This window comes from Stenotrophomonas sp. 22DLJC03, from assembly GCF_056861405.1.
Genome location: NZ_JBSPUG010000003.1, coordinates 468,864 through 490,143, shown reverse-complemented (window position 1 = coordinate 490,143; position 21,280 = coordinate 468,864). Strand labels below are relative to the sequence as shown.

General features: G+C 65.6%; 20 protein-coding genes. All 20 read left to right on the top strand.

Annotated elements, in window-relative coordinates; translation table 11 throughout:
• Positions 1-148: 148 nt before the first annotated feature.
• The 20 genes from AC13GA_RS12910 to AC13GA_RS12815 all read left to right on the top strand — a co-directional run bounded on the left by AC13GA_RS12910 (position 149) and on the right by AC13GA_RS12815 (position 21,274).
• The gene (locus AC13GA_RS12910; RefSeq protein WP_482998288.1) at positions 149-1,303 is read left to right on the top strand and encodes a hypothetical protein; all 1,155 of its coding nucleotides are present in this window, start codon (positions 149-151) and stop codon (positions 1,301-1,303) included.
• A 64-nt stretch (positions 1,304-1,367) separates the two neighbouring features.
• The gene (locus AC13GA_RS12905; RefSeq protein ID WP_482998287.1) at positions 1,368-1,727 is read left to right on the top strand and encodes a capsid cement protein; all 360 of its coding nucleotides are present in this window, start codon (positions 1,368-1,370) and stop codon (positions 1,725-1,727) included.
• Between the two features lie 53 nt (positions 1,728-1,780).
• Complete coding sequence (locus AC13GA_RS12900; RefSeq protein WP_482998286.1) at positions 1,781-2,731, top strand: major capsid protein; 951 nt, start codon at positions 1,781-1,783, stop codon at positions 2,729-2,731.
• Between the two features lie 160 nt (positions 2,732-2,891).
• Positions 2,892-3,380 carry a hypothetical protein gene (locus AC13GA_RS12895; RefSeq protein ID WP_482998285.1) on the top strand — a complete coding sequence of 163 codons (489 nt, stop codon included), beginning with the start codon at positions 2,892-2,894 and terminating at the stop codon, positions 3,378-3,380.
• An 8-nt stretch (positions 3,381-3,388) separates the two neighbouring features.
• Positions 3,389-3,919, top strand: coding sequence for a phage protein Gp36 family protein (locus tag AC13GA_RS12890; protein ID WP_482998284.1), 531 nt, complete (start codon positions 3,389-3,391; stop codon positions 3,917-3,919).
• Positions 3,916-4,395 carry a phage tail terminator protein gene (locus AC13GA_RS12885; protein WP_482998283.1) on the top strand — a complete coding sequence of 160 codons (480 nt, stop codon included), beginning with the start codon at positions 3,916-3,918 and terminating at the stop codon, positions 4,393-4,395. Before AC13GA_RS12890 ends, AC13GA_RS12885 begins: the two co-directional genes overlap by 4 nt.
• Positions 4,392-4,553, top strand: a complete 162-nt coding sequence (locus AC13GA_RS12880) for a DUF7210 family protein (RefSeq protein ID WP_155029304.1) — start codon at positions 4,392-4,394, stop codon at positions 4,551-4,553. Before AC13GA_RS12885 ends, AC13GA_RS12880 begins: the two co-directional genes overlap by 4 nt.
• Before the next feature lie 2 nt (positions 4,554-4,555).
• The gene (locus AC13GA_RS12875) at positions 4,556-5,320 is read left to right on the top strand and encodes a phage tail tube protein (protein ID WP_482998282.1); all 765 of its coding nucleotides are present in this window, start codon (positions 4,556-4,558) and stop codon (positions 5,318-5,320) included.
• The gene (locus tag AC13GA_RS12870) at positions 5,320-5,838 is read left to right on the top strand and encodes a DUF6631 family protein (RefSeq protein ID WP_197603568.1); all 519 of its coding nucleotides are present in this window, start codon (positions 5,320-5,322) and stop codon (positions 5,836-5,838) included. Before AC13GA_RS12875 ends, AC13GA_RS12870 begins: the two co-directional genes overlap by 1 nt.
• Before the next feature lie 126 nt (positions 5,839-5,964).
• Positions 5,965-9,522, top strand: a complete 3,558-nt coding sequence (locus AC13GA_RS12865) for a phage tail length tape measure family protein (RefSeq protein WP_482998281.1) — start codon at positions 5,965-5,967, stop codon at positions 9,520-9,522.
• A gap of 2 nt (positions 9,523-9,524) precedes the next feature.
• On the top strand, positions 9,525-10,499 hold the full coding sequence (locus tag AC13GA_RS12860; RefSeq protein ID WP_482998280.1) for a hypothetical protein: 975 nt from the start codon (positions 9,525-9,527) through the stop codon (positions 10,497-10,499).
• A 3-nt stretch (positions 10,500-10,502) separates the two neighbouring features.
• Positions 10,503-11,477: a hypothetical protein gene (locus tag AC13GA_RS12855; protein WP_482998279.1), complete on the top strand. Its 975-nt coding sequence runs from the start codon at positions 10,503-10,505 to the stop codon at positions 11,475-11,477.
• A gap of 146 nt (positions 11,478-11,623) precedes the next feature.
• A complete protein-coding gene (locus AC13GA_RS12850; protein WP_482998278.1) occupies positions 11,624-13,177 on the top strand; it encodes a hypothetical protein in 1,554 nt (517 codons plus the stop codon).
• On the top strand, positions 13,174-13,956 hold the full coding sequence (locus AC13GA_RS12845; protein WP_482998277.1) for a phage BR0599 family protein: 783 nt from the start codon (positions 13,174-13,176) through the stop codon (positions 13,954-13,956). The genes AC13GA_RS12850 and AC13GA_RS12845 overlap by 4 nt, the downstream gene beginning before the upstream one ends.
• Positions 13,957-13,966: 10 nt before the next feature.
• The gene (locus AC13GA_RS12840; RefSeq protein WP_482998276.1) at positions 13,967-14,197 is read left to right on the top strand and encodes a hypothetical protein; all 231 of its coding nucleotides are present in this window, start codon (positions 13,967-13,969) and stop codon (positions 14,195-14,197) included.
• Positions 14,197-14,424 (top strand): hypothetical protein, encoded by a 228-nt coding sequence (locus tag AC13GA_RS12835; protein WP_482998275.1) that lies wholly within the window; start codon positions 14,197-14,199, stop codon positions 14,422-14,424. Before AC13GA_RS12840 ends, AC13GA_RS12835 begins: the two co-directional genes overlap by 1 nt.
• Complete coding sequence (locus AC13GA_RS12830; protein ID WP_482998274.1) at positions 14,417-16,609, top strand: hypothetical protein; 2,193 nt, start codon at positions 14,417-14,419, stop codon at positions 16,607-16,609. The genes AC13GA_RS12835 and AC13GA_RS12830 overlap by 8 nt, the downstream gene beginning before the upstream one ends.
• Before the next feature lie 5 nt (positions 16,610-16,614).
• Entirely contained in the window at positions 16,615-18,072 is a 1,458-nt protein-coding gene (locus tag AC13GA_RS12825) for a tail fiber domain-containing protein (RefSeq protein WP_482998273.1), read from the top strand.
• A 144-nt stretch (positions 18,073-18,216) separates the two neighbouring features.
• Positions 18,217-18,978, top strand: a complete 762-nt coding sequence (locus AC13GA_RS12820; protein ID WP_482998272.1) for a DNA adenine methylase — start codon at positions 18,217-18,219, stop codon at positions 18,976-18,978.
• Between the two features lie 118 nt (positions 18,979-19,096).
• The gene (locus tag AC13GA_RS12815) at positions 19,097-21,274 is read left to right on the top strand and encodes a primosomal protein N' (protein WP_482998271.1); all 2,178 of its coding nucleotides are present in this window, start codon (positions 19,097-19,099) and stop codon (positions 21,272-21,274) included.
• Positions 21,275-21,280 lie beyond the last annotated feature (6 nt).

The following is a 21,280-nucleotide window of genomic DNA, read 5'->3' as shown; positions in this document are numbered from 1 at the left end:
GACACCACTTTCTGCGCGATCCTTCCCGCATCCAAGGCGCTGCTGCCGGCGCGCGTCTCGATGCTGACAAAACTCGCACGCGCGCGACCCCGAAAAGCTGTGAACCCGTGCAAATGACCTGACGCGATCGCGACAGGAACATGGCGGCATGAACCAGCCCGCCGCAGCTCTCGAAATCTTCAAGGCCGGAACGCACGTCGCCGAGGACGGTCGCTCCTTTACGTTCAGCGCAGCCGACGTTGAGCAGATCGCGCAGACCTATAGCGTCGACTTGCATGAGGCGCCGATCGTTGTCGGTCATCCCAAGGCCGACCTGCCGGCATACGGCTGGGGTAAATCCCTGGAGTGTCGCGACGGCGTGCTGTTCGCCGAGCCGCACCAGGTCGACCCCGATTTCGCCGGCATGGTGAACAAGGGGCGCTTCAAGAAGATCAGCGCATCAATCTTCCTTCCCGACACGCCTGGCAATCCGACACCCGGCAAGTTCTATCTGCGGCACATCGGATTCCTGGGCGCGCAGCCGCCAGCAGTGAAGGGCCTGAAGTCCGCGTCCTTCTCCGAGGGCGAAGAGGCGGTTTGCTTCTCCCAGCCGCTCGCCCGCCTGGGCTGGACGTTGAGCAGCTTGCTGCAGTCGATGCGCGATTACCTCATCGACCGCGATGGATTGGAAACCGCCGACAAGCTCATCCCGCAATGGCAGATCCGCGAGGTCACGGAAAGCACCCGTGACCCGGACGAGCGTTCGGGATTGCAACCCACCGCCTTCGCGGCACCCACCGATGAACGAACAACGGAGATTCACATGTCCCAGCAGACCTCGGAACAGATCGACAAGCGCCAGCAGGAGCTGGACCAGCAGACTTCCGCCTTGGATGCGCGCGAGAAAGCGCTTGCCGCACGGGAGGCAGGTGCGCGTCGCGAAGACGTCACCAACTTTGCCGAGGGCTTGGTCAACGACGGCAAGCTGCTGCCGCGCCAGAAAGCCGGTGTGGTCGAGCTGCTGCTGGCGCTGCCGGCCGGTGGTCAGCCGCTGAACTTCGCCGAGGGCGAAACCCAGGTCTCCAAACCCGCCGAGTCAGTCCTGCGCGAGCTGCTGTCCAGCCTGCCCAAGGCCATCGACTTCAGCGAGAAGTCCGGCGGTGGCTTGCCTGACACGTCTGCGCCGGCCGATTTCGCCACGCCGGGCGGCGGCCTGCAGGTCGATGCCGCCGGCATGGAGCTGCACCGCAAGGCACTGGCTTACCAGCAGACCAACCCCGGCGTGAAGTACCTGGACGCGGTGAAGGCGGTCGGCGGCCGCTGATCGCCAACGACAACCAGGCACCACCCAGACCATTCGCAGCTATAGGCGCCAGGAGCGCACGACCATGACCCAGAAGATTGCTCTGCTTTCCCTCTCCATCGCCGCCACGGCCGCACTGGCCGCCGAGCGCTTTGTCGGCGCAGCTGGCGCCTATGCCACCGCCGCCGGCAACACCTTCGGCGTGACCGCCACCGAGGCAAAGGTCGGCGACCTGGTCAACACCGACGTGCTGGGCACGTCGGTCGTGACCGCCGGCGGCGCGATTGCCAAGAACGCGTATGTGCAGGTCGGCAGTGATGGCAAGGCGGTTGCCCTTACGACCGGCGTCGCCGTCGCACAGGCGCTGCAGGCCGCAGCTGCCGATGGCGACCGCATCGAAGTGCTGCTGATCCAGAACGCGCCGCCCCCGGCACCGGCTGGCTAAGCCAAGCGCCGCAGCGGCACACCCAACCTTCGTCGAATCCAAGAGACCCTGTCATGTCCCAGCAAACGCTCGCCCAGACCCGCGTCATCGATCCCATCCTGACCACCCACGCGCAGGGCTACCTGCGGCCGGGCAACGTGGGCCGCTTCCTCTTCCCGATCGCCACAGTGCGTTCCTACGGCGGCCAGATCCTGGAGTTCGGCAAGGAGAGCTTCCGCCGCTACAACACCAAGCGTGCCCCCGGCTCGGCCACCAAGCGCATCACCTTCGGTTACGCCGGTAAGCCCTACGCGATTACGCCGGCGGGTTTGGAAGCGCTGGTGCCGGACGAAAACCAGAACGACGCAGCCCAGGTGCCGGGGCTGGATCTGGCCAGCGACGCGGTCGACGTCGTCCTGGATACCCACGAGCTGGCACATGAGTACGAGTGCGCTGAACTTGCCCGCGATGCCAGCAAGTACGACAACGACCACAAGATTGCCCTGCTCGCCGCCGATCGCTGGACGGCTGATGGAAGCGATCCGACCCAGGATATCGGCAAGGCCAAGAACGCGGTGCGCGGCTCGATCGGCGTGCGCCCCAATACCGTTCTGCTGTCGGCCTCGTCCTTCGCCGCCCTGGAGGCCAACAAGTCGATCATCGATCGACTGAAGTACACCGGTCGTGACTCGGTCACTGCGGAACTGCTGGCCAAGCTGTGGAACGTGCAGAACGTGGTTGTGGGTGAGGCCGTGGGCGCGAGCGGCCAGGACGACGACCTCAGCGACGTCTGGGGCAACGACGTGATCGTGGCCTACGTGGCTCCGCCGACCGGTGGCAACAGTCGCAGCAACGCGCGCCCGAGCTATGGCTACACCTACTCGATCACCGGCATGCCGCTGGTCCGCAAGCCGTATCGCGATGAGAACGCTCGCTCCTGGGTGTACCCGGTGGATGCCGATCGTGCGCCGGTGATGAGCGGCATGCTCGCCGGCTACCTGATCCAGGGCGCTGGCGCGGAGTAACAACAACCTGGTCGCTGGTGACAGGACTGTCCCCAGAGCGGCCCACGCCACACCAAGGGCGGCAGCGGCACCAGGCGAACGCGGGCCTGGCAGTGCGGAGCACAGCGAACCATGCGTGACAGCCGGAGAGCACGGCCCCATCTATTCGGAGATCTTCGTCGTGGCCAAGCCCCGCACTGCGCCGCCCAGCGCACCCAAGAACGTCCAGGACAGCAAGCCGGCCGCCGCGCCGGCCGTCACGGAAGAGAAGCCCGCAGAGACTGCCACGGCACAGCTGGATCCTCCGGCCGATGCTGATATCGATGTCGGCGCCGCCGCAGCGAAGGACTTGGCCGCCGACCCGGCGCTGGTACCGGCCGAGAACGCTCAGGCTCCTGGCGCCGGCGGCGACGTTTCCACCTCTGCACCGCCGGCCATCGCTGAAGCCAGTGGCGCGGACAATGCCGCTGCTGGCCTTGGCGCCGACGTGAATTCGCACGATGACGACGCGCAGGCACGCGTTTGTTTTGAGGTGCTGACGCCGTTCAAGTTCAAGGGGCACCCCGTGAAGCCGCCGGCCTGGATCGAAATCTCCGAGGACGACGCGGCGATCTACCAGGCCGCTGGCGTCCTCGGCACCGAGCCGGCCGAACCCTTCGACCACGTCTGAGGGCCGCCATGTCCTACTGCACGCTGCCCCTGCTGTCGGCCGCAAAACTCGCCAGGGAACTGGCCGAGGTGGCCACCCCGGAGCGCTTCCGCATCGTCGATGAGGCGCTGATGGACGCCACGCTCCTTGGCGTCGATCGCAGTGCCTACGATCCTGCAGACGTTGCGATCGCCGACCAGGCAGCAGCGCACGTGCAGCGTGCCCTGGACGACGCCGACGGCGTTATCAATGGCTACCTGGTCGTGCGCAAGCCGGTGCCTTACACCGTGCCGCTCAACCCGGTGCCGACGATCGTCCCGACCTGGGCACGCTGGATCGCCCGCTACCTGCTGCACAAGGATCGGGTGAACACCGAGGACCGGACGGATCCGGTGGTACGCGACTACAAGGAAGCGCTCCGCTTTCTGGAGCTGACCAGGGACGGCAAGTTCTCGCTCGGCGTCGATGATCCGCTTCCGCCTCCGAGCAGTGGCTCACCTGAGTGGTGCGCGCCGGCACGGCAGTTCAGCCATGCAACGCTGGAGGACTACGGCAAGTGAGCGCCGCCCCCTTCGACGTCGAGCTGGTCCGCGAGCGCCTGGTAGAGGCCAAGCTGCTGGAGAACCAGACGTTGCGGTCTATCAAGGGCGCGGCTGACTACCACGCAGTGAAGTCGCTCCAGGACTTTCCCGCGCCGTGCGCCTACCTGGTGCTGGCCCGAGAGAAGGCGGTTTCCCAGCAGCAGGGCGTCGCTCCTCCGGGCCTGCAGGTGCCGAGCAGCCAGATCGCCTACGCCAGCTTTGCTGTCGTCGTCGCGGCGCGGAACTACCGGGATCAGCGGGGCGAGCAGGTCGCCCAGGATCTGCAGGCGGTACTGGCCGCCATTCGCGGAGCGTTGATTGGCTGGGTTCCGTACCTGCCGGGCGCGCGCGCCTGCCAATTCGTCCAGGGCGACATGCAGGACTACAACGCCAGCGTCGCCCTGTGGGCCGACATCTATCAAACGCAGCACATCATCAAAGGAGCAGCGCGGTGAACGAAGCACCCGTCCAGAAGCTGGTCGAGGTCACCCTCGACAAGCCCCACACCCACGCCGGCGTCCAGTACGACGCCAAGGCCAAGATCAAGGTGTCCGAAGCCGATCGCGAGTGGTTGATCGCGAACCGCGTGGTCGCCGATACGAAGGAGAAGTGACGATGTCCGGTACCGGTTCCCTTTTCTCGCTGCAGGGCTACATCCGCAGCGCCGACGTCCTGCCCGATGGCAAGATCGGCAAGCTGCGCTGGCTCGGCAACGTTCCCGAAGCCACCCTGGAACTGTCCACCAACAGTACCGACAAGACCGACTCGTTCTCCGGCAAGCGCCTGCAGCTCGGCCGACTGGACACCGGCACGACTGCCGCGCTGAACCTGACGCTGGACTACTGGTCCTCCGCCAACCTGGCGCTCGGCTTCCAGGCAACTGTCGCGGACATCGCCGGCGCCACAGTGACCGGCGAGGCTTTCCCCACCGGCCTGGTGGTGGGTGACCAGGTGCGCCTGGACCATCCGTTCGCGTCCGCCCTGGTACTGACCGACAGCGCCACCACCCCGGCTACTGTGCCTCCGGCCAACTACGAGCTGGTGGGCCACAGCAAGGGCGTCGTCGAGCTGAAGAACATCGGCAGCTTCCAGCAGCCGTTCAAAGCGGCCTACAGCTATGAGAGCGTGGAGAACACCGTGCTGTTCTCCGCACCAGGCAAGGTGCAGTTCCTGCAGTTCGACGGTATCAACACCGAGACCGGCGACGCCGTGGTCATCGAGCTGTGGCGCTCGCGTTTCGCGCCGGTGCAGTCGCTGGGCCTGATCAACCAGGAGTACGGCAACCTGGCACTGTCGGCTGCGATCCTGTTCGATCCGGCCAGGGCCAGCGATCCGGTGCTGGGTGGCTTCGGTCGCCTGCTGCAGAAGAAGGCCGCCTGATGGCCAAGAAGGTCGAGGCCCCGGATAAGAAGGGAGCGCCCAAGACGGGCGCTCCCGACGACCTGGCCATCCTGCACCCGGAGAGCATGGCGGTGATCGGTGGGCGCGAGATCACCGTCCGTGAGTACGGCTTCGTCGAGGCCGCACGTCTGGATCGCCACATCCGTCCGCTGGTCGAGGGGCTGCACCGCGTCTTCGGCGATGCGTCCGTCATCCCGAGCATGGAAGCGGTGGCCGAGGTTCTGGCCAGCAACATCGATGACGTGCTGGTGCTGATCGCCGCAGCGACGGACCAGGACAAGGACTGGATCAGCGGCCTCAGCTACCGCGACGGCGAGCAGCTGCAGTTGCTGTGGTGGCAGGTGAATGGCCATTTTTTCATCGAACGCCTGATGCGAAAGGCAGCGGCCGAGCGGCTGGCAAGGTCATTGGCTGGGCCCAGCTCTACTCAACCCTCATCCGCGCGGGGTACGGACGAACCCCCGCCGACATCGGGCGATACACCCAGCGGCAGCTGATGCTCTTCCTCCGAGAAGAGGACAGGCGCAGCCGCAGGGAACGTCGCGCCAGGCTGCACGACATCAATGCCGCATTCGCCGGCGGTGCCGTAGCCAAGGATCTATCCAAGCAACTGGAGTAATCACGTGAACCGCAACGCCGGCAACATGGAACTGGCCCTCAAGATCCGAGCGGACCTCAGCCAGGCCGGCAGCGCGGTCCAGGCCCTGGACAAGGATCTGGAGAAGATCGGCGGGTCGGCGCAGAAGGCGGCCGATGGCCTGGCCAAGGTCGGCAACGCCAAGGGTGTCGCCGAGACCGGCAAGGCGGCGGAGACCGCCGCCGCTGGCCTGCAGCGCCAGGGCGAGACCGCCGAGCAGGCGGCCAAGCGCATCCAGGACATGGTGCAGGCATCGCTGGACTACAAGCGGGCACTGGACGCCCAGGTGCAGTCGAGCCAGTCCAACAGCGAAGCGGCCTCCCGGCATGCCGCCGCCACCGCCGCGCAGGCGCAGGCCTCCCGCGAGGCAGTTCAAGCCGCGTATGCCTCTCAGGCCACCACTACCCAGCAGATCCAGTCCATCTCCGAGCTGCAGCAGCGCGTCGAGCGCGGTGCCCGCTCGTTCGAAGACTTGGCCGAAACCGAGCAGCTGCTTGATCGGGTGATGCGGTCCAATCTGATCTCCGTGGAGGAGCAGTCCGAGATCTTCGGCAAGCTGGACAAGCAGGAGAAGCAACTGCTGGCCAGCAAGGAGCAGGCCGCTTCCACCCGCGCCAAGGAAGAGCGCCAAATGCAGCAGCTGCTGCGTGTGTACGACCCGGCCCACGCTGCGCTGGTCCGGCTCGATGCCGATGAAGCCAAGCTCAAGCGATCGGTCGATGCCGGCACGATCTCGCGTGAGGCCTACAACCGCGCAATGGTGGGTATCGCCAGCCAGCGTGCCCATTGGCAGCAGCTGAGCGACGGCGTCGATCTTGCCGATCGGCGCATGCGCAATCTCAGCCTGTCAGCTCGCGAGGTCCGGACCAGCCTGGCCGGTGTCGGCGCCAACCTGCTGCAGGGCAATGTGTCCGGCGCTGGCAGCATGCTGCTCAACCTGGGCAGTCGCAGCGCGGCCGGCTTTGGCGCCCTGGGAGTGGCCGTCGGCGGTGCCGTGGCCACGCTGGGCCTGTTCGCAGCCGCCGCATACAAGGGCTATCAGGAGAACCGCGCCCTGGAACTGTCCCTGATCGCCACCGGTGATGCGGCGGGGACTACGGCCGGACACCTGGCCGAACTGCGCAACCAAGTAGGCGGCACCACAGGCGAGTACGGCAAGGCGCAGCAGGCATTGAACGGCCTGGCCGGCTCCGGCCGGATCGCCAGTGATTCGCTTGCCGAGGCGGCCGAAGCCGCCGTGAACCTGTCCAAGCTCACCGGCGACAGCATCGAGAACACGACCGCCAAGATCATCGCCTTGGCCAAGGCGCCGTCGGCAACGTTGGCAGAGCTGAACGAGCAGTACAACTTCCTGACGCTGGAGGTATACGACCACGTTCGCGCTTTGGAGGATCAGGGCCGCCAAACCGACGCCGCACGCCTGGCCATCAGTTCCTTCGCGGAAGTCCACAAGCAGCGTGTAGAAGAGGCCCGCCAGTCGGCCGGCTTCCTGGAACAGGCTTGGGAGGGCGTCAAGGGCGCGGTACTGCGCACCTGGCAGGCAATGAAGGACGTCGGCCGCACTGACGTGGAGGCGCGCCTCAGCTCTCTGCGTGAGGACCTGGTGTTCTTCCAGTCATTGCGGAACAGCCCGATTCCGGGTGACGCCACCCGAGGTGCGGCGGGCGAACAGCAGACCAAGGCCCGCATCGCCGCGCTGGAGTCGGAGAAGGTGGCGCTGGAGCAGCGGGCGGCGGCCGACAAGGCCAACCAGGAGGTGCAGAGCAAGGCCGTGGCTGCATCGAAGGCCATCCAGGACCAGCTCGACAGCGGCGCGCCGAAGGCTGAGAAGATGGCCAAGGCTGTCGATGAGCTGGGGAAGAAATTCCGCGCATTGCGTGACGGTGCTGCGGCGGGCAATACGGATCCGGCGCTGCTGCGCGATGTCGTGTTCGGTGCCGATGGCAGCATCAAGGGCGGCGCCTACGACAAGGCCCTCAAGCAGCTGGAGGAGCAGTACAAGGACCGCAGCCGTACGCGGAAGCCGGGTAAATCCGAAGGCGAGAAGGCCGACACTGCGGCTCAGCGCGAGCTGGACAACCTCGCCAAGCAGGTCTCCATGCTGGGCGACCTGCAGGAGGGTGAAACGAAGGCCGGCGAGGCGGCACGGATCCGCTACGAAATCGAGAACGGCGCCTACAAGAACGCCAGCGAGACGCTCAAGTCCCAACTGGTCGACCAGGCACAGTTGCTGGACAGCGAGCGCCAGCGCGTTGAGATGGCCAAGCGCATGGTCGACGTCCGCCTGCAGCTGGCCCAGCTGCAGGGAACCGGTCAGGACGCTGAGGTGGCCAAGACGGTCAAGGAGCTGGGGCGCCTGCAGCAGCAGCTGGACAACGTAGGCAGGAGCGCCGAGGCGGCCGACGTCGCCAAGCTGATGAAGCTCACCGAGGCCAGCGCCCAGCTCAAGGGTGTGCAGGAGACCTACAACCGCACGATGGGCCAGGTCGGGCTGGAGCAGCAGCGCATCCAAGTCGAACTGCAGGCTGGACTGATCACCGAAGCCGACGCCCAACAGCGCATCGTCAACCTGTACCAAGCCAAGCTGGTCACGCTGCGCGACCTGGTCCCGCAGATGCGCGCAGCAGCGACCGCGCTCGGCAATCCGGAAGCCCTGGCTGCCGTCGAACAGATCGAGTTGAAGCTGCGGGAGATGGCCGAGACCACCAATCTCCTGCAGCAGAACGTTCGCACCACATTCCAGAGCGCGTTCAAGGATGCTTTCATGTCCCTGGCGACCGGAAACGCATCCCTCGGCGAGACGGTCCGGTCCTTCTTCGTGTCCGTGTCGACCGGGCTGGCCGAGTTTGTGGCTGATCAGTGGTCGCAGGCGTTGGCTAACCGCATCACCTCGATGGTGTTCGACAAGGGCGTCGATGCCGGCACTGACGTCGCCAGTGCCGCCGCCACCCAGGCGTCTGCGGCGGCCCTGTCCAGCGCAGCCGCGGGCGTCACCGCAGGCGCCACCGCCGTGGCCACCAGCGCCACCGCACTGAGCACGTCTGGCGCTGGCCTGATCAGCGGCGCTGCCGCTGTGACCGCTGCAGCCATCCAGATGCAGTCCGCAGCGGCAGCAATGGCGGCCGCAAACGCGATCGGCGCCGCTGCCAGTTATGCCACCGGCGGCTACACCGGTCCCGGCGGCAAGTACCAGTACGCAGGCAGTGTCCATGCGGGTGAGTTCGTCCACCGCCAGGAGGTCGTGCGCCAACCGGGTGCGCTGGCGTTCCTTTCGGCCTTCAACCAGGTCGGCATGGCGGCCATCGATCGCTGGCGCGGTTACGCCGAGGGCGGCGCAGTTACGCCGATGATCGCAAACACGCCCATGTTCACCGCCTCGTCGCCTACGCCAGTGGCAGCGGCTGCGCAGCTGGGTCTGCGTGTGATCAACCAGGTGTCGCCAGACCTGCTCGACCAGTACCTGGACGACCCGGGCAGCGACACCACCGTCATCAACAAGATCAGCCGCAACTCTGCGGCGATCCGCCAAGTACTGGGACTCTGAACATGGCTTGGGCAACAGACACCGCCGCCAACATCACGGACCTCATGGCGCGCCTGCGGGACTTTCTGACTACCGACCCGGCCTTGGTGGCCGCGAACCAGCAATGGCAGGTCGTCGGGGGGGTGGCCAGCGGCCAAATTACGGCCAATGATTTCGTATCACTGAAGGGACGAGGGTTGGCCGGCGAAGATGAGATCTACCTCTCTTTGCAGGCATGGGTAGTGCCGGCGAGCAGCTACTACAACATGGCCATTCGCGGCCACGTTGCTTACAACCCCGCAATGCCGAGCATAGATCCGGCCGGCACAAATTCGAACTACGTCTCGATCCTGGGCGTGAATTCACCGATCAAGTACTGGTTCGTCGCAAACGGTCGTTGCTTCAAGGTCATCACCCGGATCAACGGTCGCTACGACGCTATGTATGCCGGCTTCATCTTGCCGGAACACCTCCCAGGGGACTGGAGCTATCCCCTCTTCATTGGTGCGTCCTACTTGGGTAGAAACGCCCAGGCATCGCTGGACACCTATATGCATTCCAACTTCTGGAATGCGAGCGCGGATAACACCAATAGCATCGCGAACAGCCAAGCGTATATATTCAGTCCGGTGCAGGCTTGGATGCCGATTCGCAACTCTTACAGTAGCGGCGCTCTATCCACGTCACGAATGACGTTGCCGTGGGCGCCTGGCGTTCGGCAGCAGAACTTCCGGAACTGTCTTGACGGTCAGCGCTGGCTGCAGCGCGGGCAACTTGTAGGCATTGGTTGGACGGCTGGCAACTATGACCGAGGTGATCAGGTCATCGACATGCCGGAACGCGGGCAGTTCTTCGGGAGTTTCGACGGCGTCTTCTACACGCCGTCCTTCGGCGCCACCGCAGAGCAAATCGTGGCAGTGAATGGCACGGATCACTTGCTGGTCCCAAACGTGTATCGAACCGGCGACGGCGAGTACGCCGCCTTTGCTCTGGAGTGAAAAATGGCGTACGCCGAGTTCAACAACATCCCGAACGTTCAGACGCTGATCGACCTGGTTGTGCAATTTGCGCAGGCCAATGGCTGGACGGTCGAGCGCAATTCTCTTTCGGGTGCCAATCGCACTGCCACGATCCGCATTCCCGGTGTTTCGGACTACGTGCATCTGTTCAATACTGACCAGCTGAGCCTGCGGTCGCGAATCTCCATCGGCTACGACGGGGGTGCGACTCCGGCGCTGCAACCGCTGGTCTCTCCTCGCGACATCTCCTCCTACGAGCTGACTGGACCCTTCCCGCGCCTGAAGCTCTTCTCCAACGAGACTGCGATTCATGTTGCGGTGGCCCAGGCCGTTGCCGGTGAGTATCGCCATCATGCCTTCGGTGTGCTGGAGAAGGCCGGCAGCTACGCTGGCGGCACCTATGTCGATGGAACCTACTGGGCTCGCACAGGTGGTTGGAGTGGTGTTCTCATCTCAAGCGGATCCAACGTCGTTCTGTTTGGCCACAACACCAGCTTTACCGGTTGTGGCCATGTTCGTGCCGATTCTATTGAAGACGACAGGAGCAATTGGTATCACCAGCTGTGCAACTACTTTGGTTCGGCGCTGGGTGTAGAAGGTCAGGCCGGTAGTGGAGTCGGCTCGATCTACCAAGCTACGACATCCAACAGCTACGACAGCATGTGGCTCGGTCGCGTTCTTGCGGGTGCGAACGACAACACGTTCTCTGGCCGTAGCGTCTTTCAGCCAATCCATCTGACTGTCAGGCGCCCTGGCACGAATCCTTACCTATCTCCGATCGGCCAGGTCATCGGCCTGCGCGCTTGCTACATGGACAGGCTGGAGCCCGAGCAGGAGGTAACGATCGGAGATGAGACTTGGGTCGTGTTCCCCTGGCTGCGCAAGTTGGCCATGAACAGCGCCACTAACGCACCGCCGGCAAGCGGCAACTATGGTTGGGCAGTGCGGAAGTCCTGATGACGATCATTCTCTCCACCCAGAGCAGCACGGGCCCGAATTGGCGCAGCGCAAACCTAGGCCTTCCGCGCACAAGGATCCCGCTACAGTTCCGCTCTGCGCTGGCAGGCATCGGTTTCTACGTGGGGCCTGGCCACGAGGCCACGGTGGTGGAACCCGAGCAGCGGTCAGCTGGTCCGAACCTCCGTAGCTCATTCGATGACTGGTACTACCGGATCCACGTCCTTCCTCTGCGCATCGACCTGGGCAACCTGGTCACCAATCAGGTGCGCTACGTGCAAGTCTGGAACTCCTACCTCCAGCAGCAGACGCTGGCCTCGGTAACCCTTGAGAACGGCGATGGCGTCGAGCTGGTAGGCCCTGGCACCCCACCATTGGCGTTTTCGGCCCTGCAGCTGCGCCGTTGGCAGCTGTCGGTCACGACCGAAGGCCCGCCGGTGATCGCGGCTACGCTGTCTTACGACTTCGTGGCCTTGGGGCGCCGCACCGTCACCATCACCGGCAATCGCATGTCGGCGTGGATGCTGCCGCCGGACTGGGAGCGTCCTGTCACCGAAACGCTGGCTTGGGCGACGGACATCCAGCAATCGGTCGGCGGCGGCGAAGCCAGATTTCCTCTGCGTGGTTCGCCGAGGCGCTCTTGGGAGTTCAGCGTGCTGGCCGACCGGCGCGAGCGCCAGGTGCTGGAACACGCTCTGTTCGACTGGTCTGCGCGTACTTGGGCACTACCGGTTTGGAACGACGTGTCGTGGCTGCGCACGCACCTGGTGCTGGGTGTCCAGTCCATTCCGGTGCACGCCGCCACCCATCGTGACTACCGGCCTGGTGGGCTGGCCATGCTCTGGAAGGACGTCACCACGTACGAGCTGGTGGAAGTGGCCGACGTTGCCGCCGACAGCCTGCAGCTGGCCCGCCCCACGGCCAATGCCTGGGCGCCAGGCACCCGCGTGCTGCCCTGCAGGACGGCTCGTATTGCCGAGACCCCCAGCCTGGAACGCGTGACCGACCAGGTCATGCGGTCGACCGTGCGCCTGGCTGCGGTAGAGACCTGCGACTGGCCAGCAGCGGCACCGGCGGCGATCTATCGCGGTCGACCTGTGCTGGAGCAGCGTCCTGACCTCGACCAGGCGCAGACGGCCGAGTTCGGTCGACAGGTGGTGGTGATCGACGGTGACATCGGTCCGATGGCGGTCGACGACATCACCGGCAAGGCGTGGCCGCTGCAGTCGCACGCCTGGCAGACCTGGGGACGCACGGAGCAGGCCAACCTGCGCAGCTTGCTGTACTGGCTGCAGGGCCGAGCGGCCGCACTGTGGGTGCCGTCTTGGGCCGACGATCTGGAGCTGGTCGAGCCAGCCTTGAGCACGTCCAGCGGGATTGTTGTGGCCTGGGTGGGTGTGGCCCGCTTCGGGCGTGCACAAGCTGGCCGTCGCCACCTGCGCATCGAACTGTTCAGTGGCCAGGTACTGTACCGGCAGTTGATTGAGGCCACCGAGCTGGATCCGCAGCGGGAGTTCCTGCAGCTGGACGTGCCACACGGGATCGCCCTGCAGCCGAGTGCCATTCGCTTGATCAGCTGGATGGTGCTGGCCCGCCTCAGTTCCGACACCGTGGAACTGTCCCATGAAACCGATGGTGAGGGCGTCGCGCGTTGCCGCGTGTCTTTCGCCGGCATTGGCGCTGAGGAGAGCGAGCCATGAGCCTGTTCTCCCGCCATGTCGAGCTGTATGAATTTGGGCGCGGTTCCCAGCGTTGGCGCTACACGTCCAGCGATCGGGTCGAGATCTACGATTCACAGCCGTTCAGCCCCGAGGCAATCAAGCGCGGTCGCCTTGGCCAGTCCGCCCAGGAGGCCAGGTCAAATCTGGAAGTGACCGTGCCGCTGTCCATCTCTTTGGCGTCGGCCCTGCGGCCGTATCCGCCGACCGATCGCATCGCCGTTCGCTGGCGGCGGATTCGGAAGAGCGACGGCGCGATCCGCGGCACCTGGAACGGCGTGCTGAGCGACTTCAGCGAGCGACAGAATGATCTGATCCTGACCTGCCAGAGCAATGCCGGCGCCGCCGCGACGAACGGCCTTCGCCGATGCTGGCAGGCGCAGTGCCCGTTCGCACTCTTTGACGCCGACTGCGGTCTGAATCCGGAGCTGTTCCGAGTCGATGGCGTGCTGTCGGCCGCATCCGCTCAGACGATTGCGTCCACTGCCTTCGCGGCAAAGCCGGACGGTTGGTTCGTGGGCGGCTTCATCAAATGGGTCCAAGGCGCGGCCGTCGAGTACCGCTTCGTGATAGGCCATGTCGGGCCGACCCTCACTCTACTCACAGCAGCGCCGCTCGCTGCCGGCGCGTTGGTGTCCGCCTACCCGGGCTGCGGTCACGCCCTGCAGATCTGCCACGAGAAGTTCAACAACGCGCCGAACTACGGCGGCCAGCACACCATCCCGCCGAAGAATCCCTTCGGCGCCGATCCCATCTTCTGAGGAGCTGCCCATGTGGGTTCAAATCGTTGTCATGATCGTGGCGTTGATCGTCAGCTACGTGATGCGGCCAAAGCCGCCGGTGCCTCGACCATCGTCGCTTGAAGACTTCAACGTGCCGACCGCCGAGGACGGCCGCGAGACGGCCATGATCTTCGGCACTGTCTGGATCGATGATCCGAACGTGCTGTGGTACGGCGACCTGCGCACTACGCCGATCAAGGTCAAGGGTGGCAAAAAGTGATGGGGTCTTCTGTCCTGGTCACCGTCGACCATGCTCGCGCAGCGAAGCTGGGAGAGCAGGCCGGCGTGTTGTGCGCCGCCGGCATCCGTACTTGGATGGAACGGCACGGCCTGAACCTGCGGCAGTTCCTGGACGAGGGGCTGCCGGTGGAGCAGTTCGAAGCGCTGGACGATGCCTTCGCTCAACGTTTGGCCGGCATTGCCCGCGAGGAGGCTGGTCGTGGGTAGTGGCAAGAAGCAAACCGTCGGCTATCGCTACTTCATGGGCCTCTATATGGGCGAATGCCTGGGGCCGGTGGATTCGCTGCGCGAGATCCGCGTTGGCGATCGCATTGTGTGGGCAGGCAACGTGGTCACTTCCCAGATCATTTCGATTTTTGCCCCGCAAGTCTTCGGCGGGGACAAGGGCGAAGGAGGCATTTCCGGCACCTTGGAGGTACGCATGGGTGAGCCCACTCAGATGCCCAGCGCCTACCTGCAGTCGCGGGTGCCGGGCCCGTGGCCAGCTGCACGCGGTCTGTTCACGACCGTCTTCAATGGCCAGGTTTCGTCCATGAACCCCTATATCAAGAACTGGACGAAGAAGGTCTCACGCTGGCGCCAAGGCTGGAAAAGAGGGCTTTGGCAGGGCGACCTGGCGCAGATCGATGAGGGAATGAACCCGGCCCACATCATCTATCAGGTCCGTACTGAGGGTATGGGCCACCCTATCGACGTAATCAACGATGAGAGCTTCCGCAAGGCAGCGCAGACGCTGAAAAACGAAGGGTTCGGCCTGTGCCTGAAGTGGGCCCGATCAGTACCTGCTGGGGAGTTCATGGACATGGTGTGCGACCACATCGGTGGTATGCGCATCGAGGATCCGGTGACAGGGCTGACCGAGCTGGTGCTGGTGCGGCCGGACTATGACCCAGCGGCCCTGGAGGAAATCGGTCCGGCGAGCATCATGGAGCTGCTGGAGTGGCAGCAGCCGATGCTTGAGAACAGCGTCAATGAAATCACGGTCGTCTACCGCGATGTCAGAACCAACAAGGATGCGGCCGTCACCTACCAAAATTTGGCGAGCGTGCAGGCGCAGGGGCGGGTCGTCAGCAGCCGCAAGAACTATCCGGGGCTGTGGAACGCCGCGCTCGCCGGACGTGTCGCGGCGCGCGAGGTGGCCGCCGTGAGCAGTTTGCCGTGCAGGGTCAGGATTCGCGTGCGCCAGGACGCCGGGCCGTTCAAACGCGGGCAGGTCCGAGCCTTGTCGTGGCCACGGCGCGGCGTGGTCCGCATGCCCGTGCGCGTCTTGGACGTCGACGAAGGGACGCAGACCGACACGGCTGTGGTGCTTACCGTGGTCCAGGACGTTAGCGGCATGACCGCAGCCAGTTACATCCAGCCTTCGGAGAATGCTTGGGTGGAGCCGGATACCAAGCCCAAGCCCGTCACCGTGCAGCGCCTACAGGAGGCCAGCTACCGCGACCTTGCCGCCACCCTTGCGGCAGCGGAGCTGACTGCCGTGCCGGCGGATGTTGGCTTCCTGACTTCTATCGGCGTGCGGCCGTCCTCGGTGGCATTCGGCTACACCCTGCAGACCCGGCTGGGTAGCGCCGCGTTCGCGGAGGTGGGCGTGGCCGACTTCGCCCCCACCGGCCTGCTGATCACCGCCATGACGGCCACCACCACGGCCATCGCCCTGTCCGCCGGCGTCAGCCTGGACGCAGTCGCAATTGGCACCGAGGCGCTCATTGATGACGAGCTGGTGCGCGTGGTGGCCCTCGACCCGGTGGCAGCCACGCTCACCGTGGCCCGTGGTTGCGTCGACACCGTGCCAGCGGCGCACGCGGTCGGAACGCGGGTGTGGTTCACCGACGAGTACGTCGGCTTCGACACACGCGAGTACCTGGCCAATGAATCGCCCCAGGCGAAGCTGCTCACCCGCACCAGCCAGGGGGAGCTGAACCCTGACCTGGCCGCCGCTATCGGTCTGACGGTGCAGCGTCGCCAGATCCGCCCGTATCCACCCGGTCGGCTGCGCGTACAAGGCGAGGCCTACCCGCCGGAGGTGTGGACCGCCGGCGCCGCGCTTACGGTGCAGTGGGCGCATCGCGACCGTCTCCTGCAGGCTGATCAGCTGATCGACACCGAGCAGGGCAGCATCGGCCCCGAACCGGGTACTACCTACACCGTCCGCTGGTACCTCGCCGGCGCGCTGGCCCGGACGCAGGCCACCATCAGTGGCACGACCGACACCTACACGCCGCCCGCCGGCAGCGGTGGAAAGCAGATCCGTGTCGAGGTCGAAGCCATCCGTGATGGCTACCGCAGCTGGCAGATCCAGCAGCACACCTTCCTGTACCGCGCGCAGCTGGTGACCGAGGCAGGCGATCGCCTGGTCACCGAAGCGGGCGACCCCCTGATTCTGGAGTAACGAAAATGGTCGACGTAAAGATTTCTGGCCTGCCGGCTGCCGCCGCGCTCACCGGCAATGAGGCGATTCCTGCTGTCCAAGGGGGCGGCAGCGTGAAGGTCCTGGTCAGTGCGATTCGGGCCGGAATGGCATCGGACAGCGGTGTGGTTCATACGATGGGTGATGAGACGATCGGTGGCGTAAAGACCTACACGGCCAATAGCAACTGGAACCTTTCCGCCAACGGCCGGATCGTGTACGGCGAACCCGGTGGCGACTCGGCAGGTATTTCGCTGTTCCGTGGTGATTGGAATGCTGGGGCTGCGCGCCGCTCGGACATTCGCGCTCGATCCGGTGACCTATTGCTCGGCTGCGGCTCCGCATCGGACAACGCAGCGCCTGTGAACTGGGTCAGCATCGGCCCGGCCCATGTGCGGCCGACTATCCCGGGAACATTGAACCTCGGCACTGTCGGCAACGCCTGGCTCAACACGTTCACCGCCGAGCTGACCATGACCGGGGACGACGCAGCGAAGGCCCGCTCGCGCACCAGCCTCCAGGCTGCAGGCCTGGTGGGGGACGAGACCATTGCCGGCGTCAAGACCCTCACCGGTAGCCAGCTACGCATGAGTTCGCCCTTCCCGGGCACCTGGTACAACGAGATCGGCGGCAATTTCTCCTTGTATGAGGTCCTGGACGGGGACATCAAACAGTGGCAGGTGCGCAACAACGGTTACGAAAATTCCGTGATCATTGATATGCCGTTGCGCATTGAGCTGGCCAACAAGGTCATCACCACCGACTACGTGGTGCGGCCGCGCACTACCAACAAGGATGACCTGGGCACGGGCACGTTCGCCTACCGCAATCTGTTCGTCCAGAACGCCCCGGTCACTGGCTCGGACAAGCGGAAGAAGAAGAACCTCCGCCACATGACGGATACCGAAGAAGCCGCGTTCTTGGCGATCGCGGAGCTTGAGTCTGTCTGGGAGTGGGAGACCGGCGACCGCATTCACGGCGGCCCGACTGTGCAAGATGCTTGCGACGTGATGGTGACGCATGGCCTCGACTCCTGGGCCTACAGCTGCTTCTGCCACGACAGCTGGCCGGCGAAAGAGGCTGTCTGGCGCGAGTGGCCAGCGCAGGAGGAGGTCTGGGAGGAATGGCCCGCGCAAGATGCGGTCTACGAGGTAGTGCCGGCCGCCTACGGTGACGAAGGGGAGATGTTGGCCCCCGAGATCCACATCATGGTTTCACCGGCCATTGAGGCCGGGCGCCGGCTCATCAGCGGGGCTGTGGAAGCCGGCCGCGAGCTGCTGGAGCCGGCTGTCGAAGCGGGTGAGTCCTTCAGCTTCCGCGTGGGCGAGCTGCACGCATGGATGCTGGCGGCAATGGCACGTCGGGACCGCCGCGAGCGAGAGGCGGCCGAGCTGCGCCTGGCCAGCATCGAGCAGCGCCTGGCTGTCCTTGAGGCCGGAAAGTAGTTCAAGAACTGGGCGCCGGCCGATCAGCGGGAACTGATCGGCCGACGCCGCAACACACGCGACAGCCCGCGTGCAATTGGCCAAGGCCCAGCCCCCTCGCGCGGGGAGGCTCAGTCTGGCCGTGATCCATCGCAGAGGCTGAGAATGAAGACCACAACGCTGTTCCCCTGGCCGGGCGGGAAGACCCGCCTACTACCGCACCTGCTGCCCCTGGTGGCCGAGAACCCCCACCGCACCTATGTCGAGGCGTTCGCTGGTGGCGCGGCTCTGCTGTTCGCCAGGGAGCCGGCCAGGGCTGAAGTCCTGAACGACTGCCACGGCGAGCTGGTGCGCCTGTATCGGGTGGTGGCCAACCACCTAGAAGAGTTCGTCCGCCAGTTCAAATGGGCGCTGACGAGCCGCGAGATGTTCCGCTGGTGCCAGCTCCAGCACCCGGACACCCTGACCGACATCCAGCGTGCCGCACGCTTCTATTACCTGCAGCGACTGGCATGGGGTGGCAAGGCGACTGGCCAGACCCCCGGTTTCGGCCGGGGCGGCAAGGGCCTCAACCTGCTGCGCATTGAGGAGGATCTGAGCGCTGCACACCTCCGGCTTCACAAGGTCACCGTTGAGCACCTGCCCTGGCAGCAGTGCGTGGCCAAGTACGATGCCGCCGACAGCCTGTTCTTCCTCGATCCGCCGTACTGGGAGACCGAGGGGTACGGCGCTCCCTTTGGCATGGACCAGTACCAGGAGCTGGCCCGTCAGATGGCCGGGCTGCGTGGCGCGGCCATCCTGACGATCAACGACCACCCGGACATGCGGGAGGTCTTCAGTCAGTTCAGGGCCCGGGTGGTGCCAATCCGCTACACCATCGGCCGCCAGGCTGTTCAGCGGCGGGAGCTGATCTACACGACCTGGTAGGGGAGCCAGTGCGCGGGGCGGTTTCCGCCCCGTGCAATTTCATTCCGCTGGGCGCAACATTGGTGGCCCACCGCTTATCTCACCAGCGGCGGGCGATTTATCGCGCGCCGTTACACCGATGCTTTCACCGATTCCGACCCTGCAGGTCGCCCTGCCCGTCCCCCTGCCCCGCCTGTTCGACTACCTGTCGCCGGAGGGTGAGGCTCCCGCGGTGGCGGTTGGCTGCCGCCTGAAGGTGCCATTCGGCAACCGCGAGCTGATCGGCGTGGTGGCCGGCCACGGCCAGACCGACGACGGCCAGGGCCTGCGCCAGGCGCTGGCGTGGTGCGACCCGCAGCCGCTGCTGCAGGGCGAGCTGTGGCAGAGCCTGCAGTGGCTGTCGCGCTATACCCATGCGCCGCTGGGCGAGGTGCTGAGCACCGCACTGCCCGGCCCGCTGCGCCATGGTGAAGCCCTGCCCGACACCCATCACTGGGGCTGGCAGCTGACCGCCGAAGGACGCCTGCAGCGCGGGAAGCTGCGCGCTGGCAGCCGCCCCCGGCAACTGGCCGAGCTGCTGGCCGAGGCCACAGTGGACGAAGACGTGCTGGGTGAACGCATGCAGGACTGGCGCACCGCTGCGCGCAGCCTGGCCAAGCGTGAGCTGGCCGAGCGCGTCGCCCTGAGTGTGGCCCCGCAACACGCGCAACCGCTGCCCGGCCCCACCCTCAATCCGGACCAGGCCGAGGCCGTGGCCGCGATCAACGCCACCGAGGGTTTCCAGCCGTTCCTGCTGGATGGCGTGACCGGCAGCGGCAAGACCGAGGTGTACCTGCAGGCGATCATCCATTGCCTGGCACAGGGCAAGCAGGCGCTGGTGCTGGTGCCGGAAATCGGCCTGACTCCGCAGACCCTGGCACGCTTTCGCGGCCGTCTCGGCATCGCCGTGCACGCGCTGCATTCGGGCTTGAACGACAACGAGCGCGCACGCGTCTGGGCGGCCGCCTCTCGCGGTGAAGCTCGGGTCATCGTCGGCACCCGCTCGGCGGTGTTCACGCCATTGCCGCAAGCCGGCCTGCTGATCGTCGACGAGGAACACGACGGCAGCTACAAGCAGCAGGACGGCATCCGCTATCACGCTCGCGATTTCGCTCTGGTGCGGGCCAAGGCATTGGGCATCCCGGTGCTGCTGGGCAGCGCCACGCCGTCGCTGGAAACCCTGCACAACGCCTATGCCGGGCGCTACACCCACCTGCGCCTGAAGCAGCGTGCCGGCGACGCACGGCCACCGCGCGTGCGCATCCTGGATGTACGCAAACGGCCGCTGCATGACGGTTTGTCGGCCGACGTACTGGCCGGCATCGGCGAGCATCTCAAGCGCGGCCAGCAGGTGCTGGTATTCAAGAACCGCCGCGGTTACGCGCCGGTGCTGCTGTGTCATGACTGCGGCTGGACCGCGCCCTGCAACCGCTGCGATGCTCCGATGACCGTGCATGGTGGCGGCCGTCGCCTGCAATGCCACCACTGCGGTGCGCGGCAACCGGCACCGCTGGCCTGCCCGGCCTGCGGCAGCCTGGCGCTGCAGCCGCAGGGTATCGGCACCGAACGCCTGGAAGAGCACCTCACTGCGGCCTTCGCCGAATTCCCGGTGGTGCGCATCGACCGCGGCACCACCTCGCGACGCGACGCGCTGGAACAGCAGCTGGCGAAACTGGGCGATCAGCCCGGCATCCTGGTCGGCACGCAGATCCTGGCCAAGGGCCACGACCTGCCCAAGCTGACTCTGGTGGTGGTGGTGGGCATCGACGAAGGGCTGTTCTCGGCCGACTTCCGTGCCAGTGAAAAACTGGCACAGCAGCTGATCCAGGTCGCTGGCCGCGCCGGCCGCGCACGCGATCCCGGCGAAGTCTGGCTGCAGACCCACCATCCCGGGCATCCGTTGCTGGAAACGCTGGTGAGCGGCGGCTACCACCCGTTCGCGCAGGCCGAGTTGAACCAGCGCGAGGCGGCTGGATTCCCACCGTTCGCACATCTGGCGCTGATGCGTGCCGAAGCCCAGCAGGTGGAGCACGCCAATGCCTTCCTGCTGGCCGCGCGGCAGTTGCTGGGCGAACAGAACGCGGTCGAGGCCTACGGGCCGATGCCGGCGCCGATGCCGCGCCGCGCCGGCTACCAGCGCACCCAGCTGCTGCTGTCTGCGCTGCAGCGGCCGCCGTTGCATGGCGTGCTTTCGCACTTGGTGCCGCAGTTGTACGCGCTGCCGGAAGCACGCAAGGTGCGCTGGTCGCTGGACGTGGATCCGACGGATCTGTATTGAGGGCAC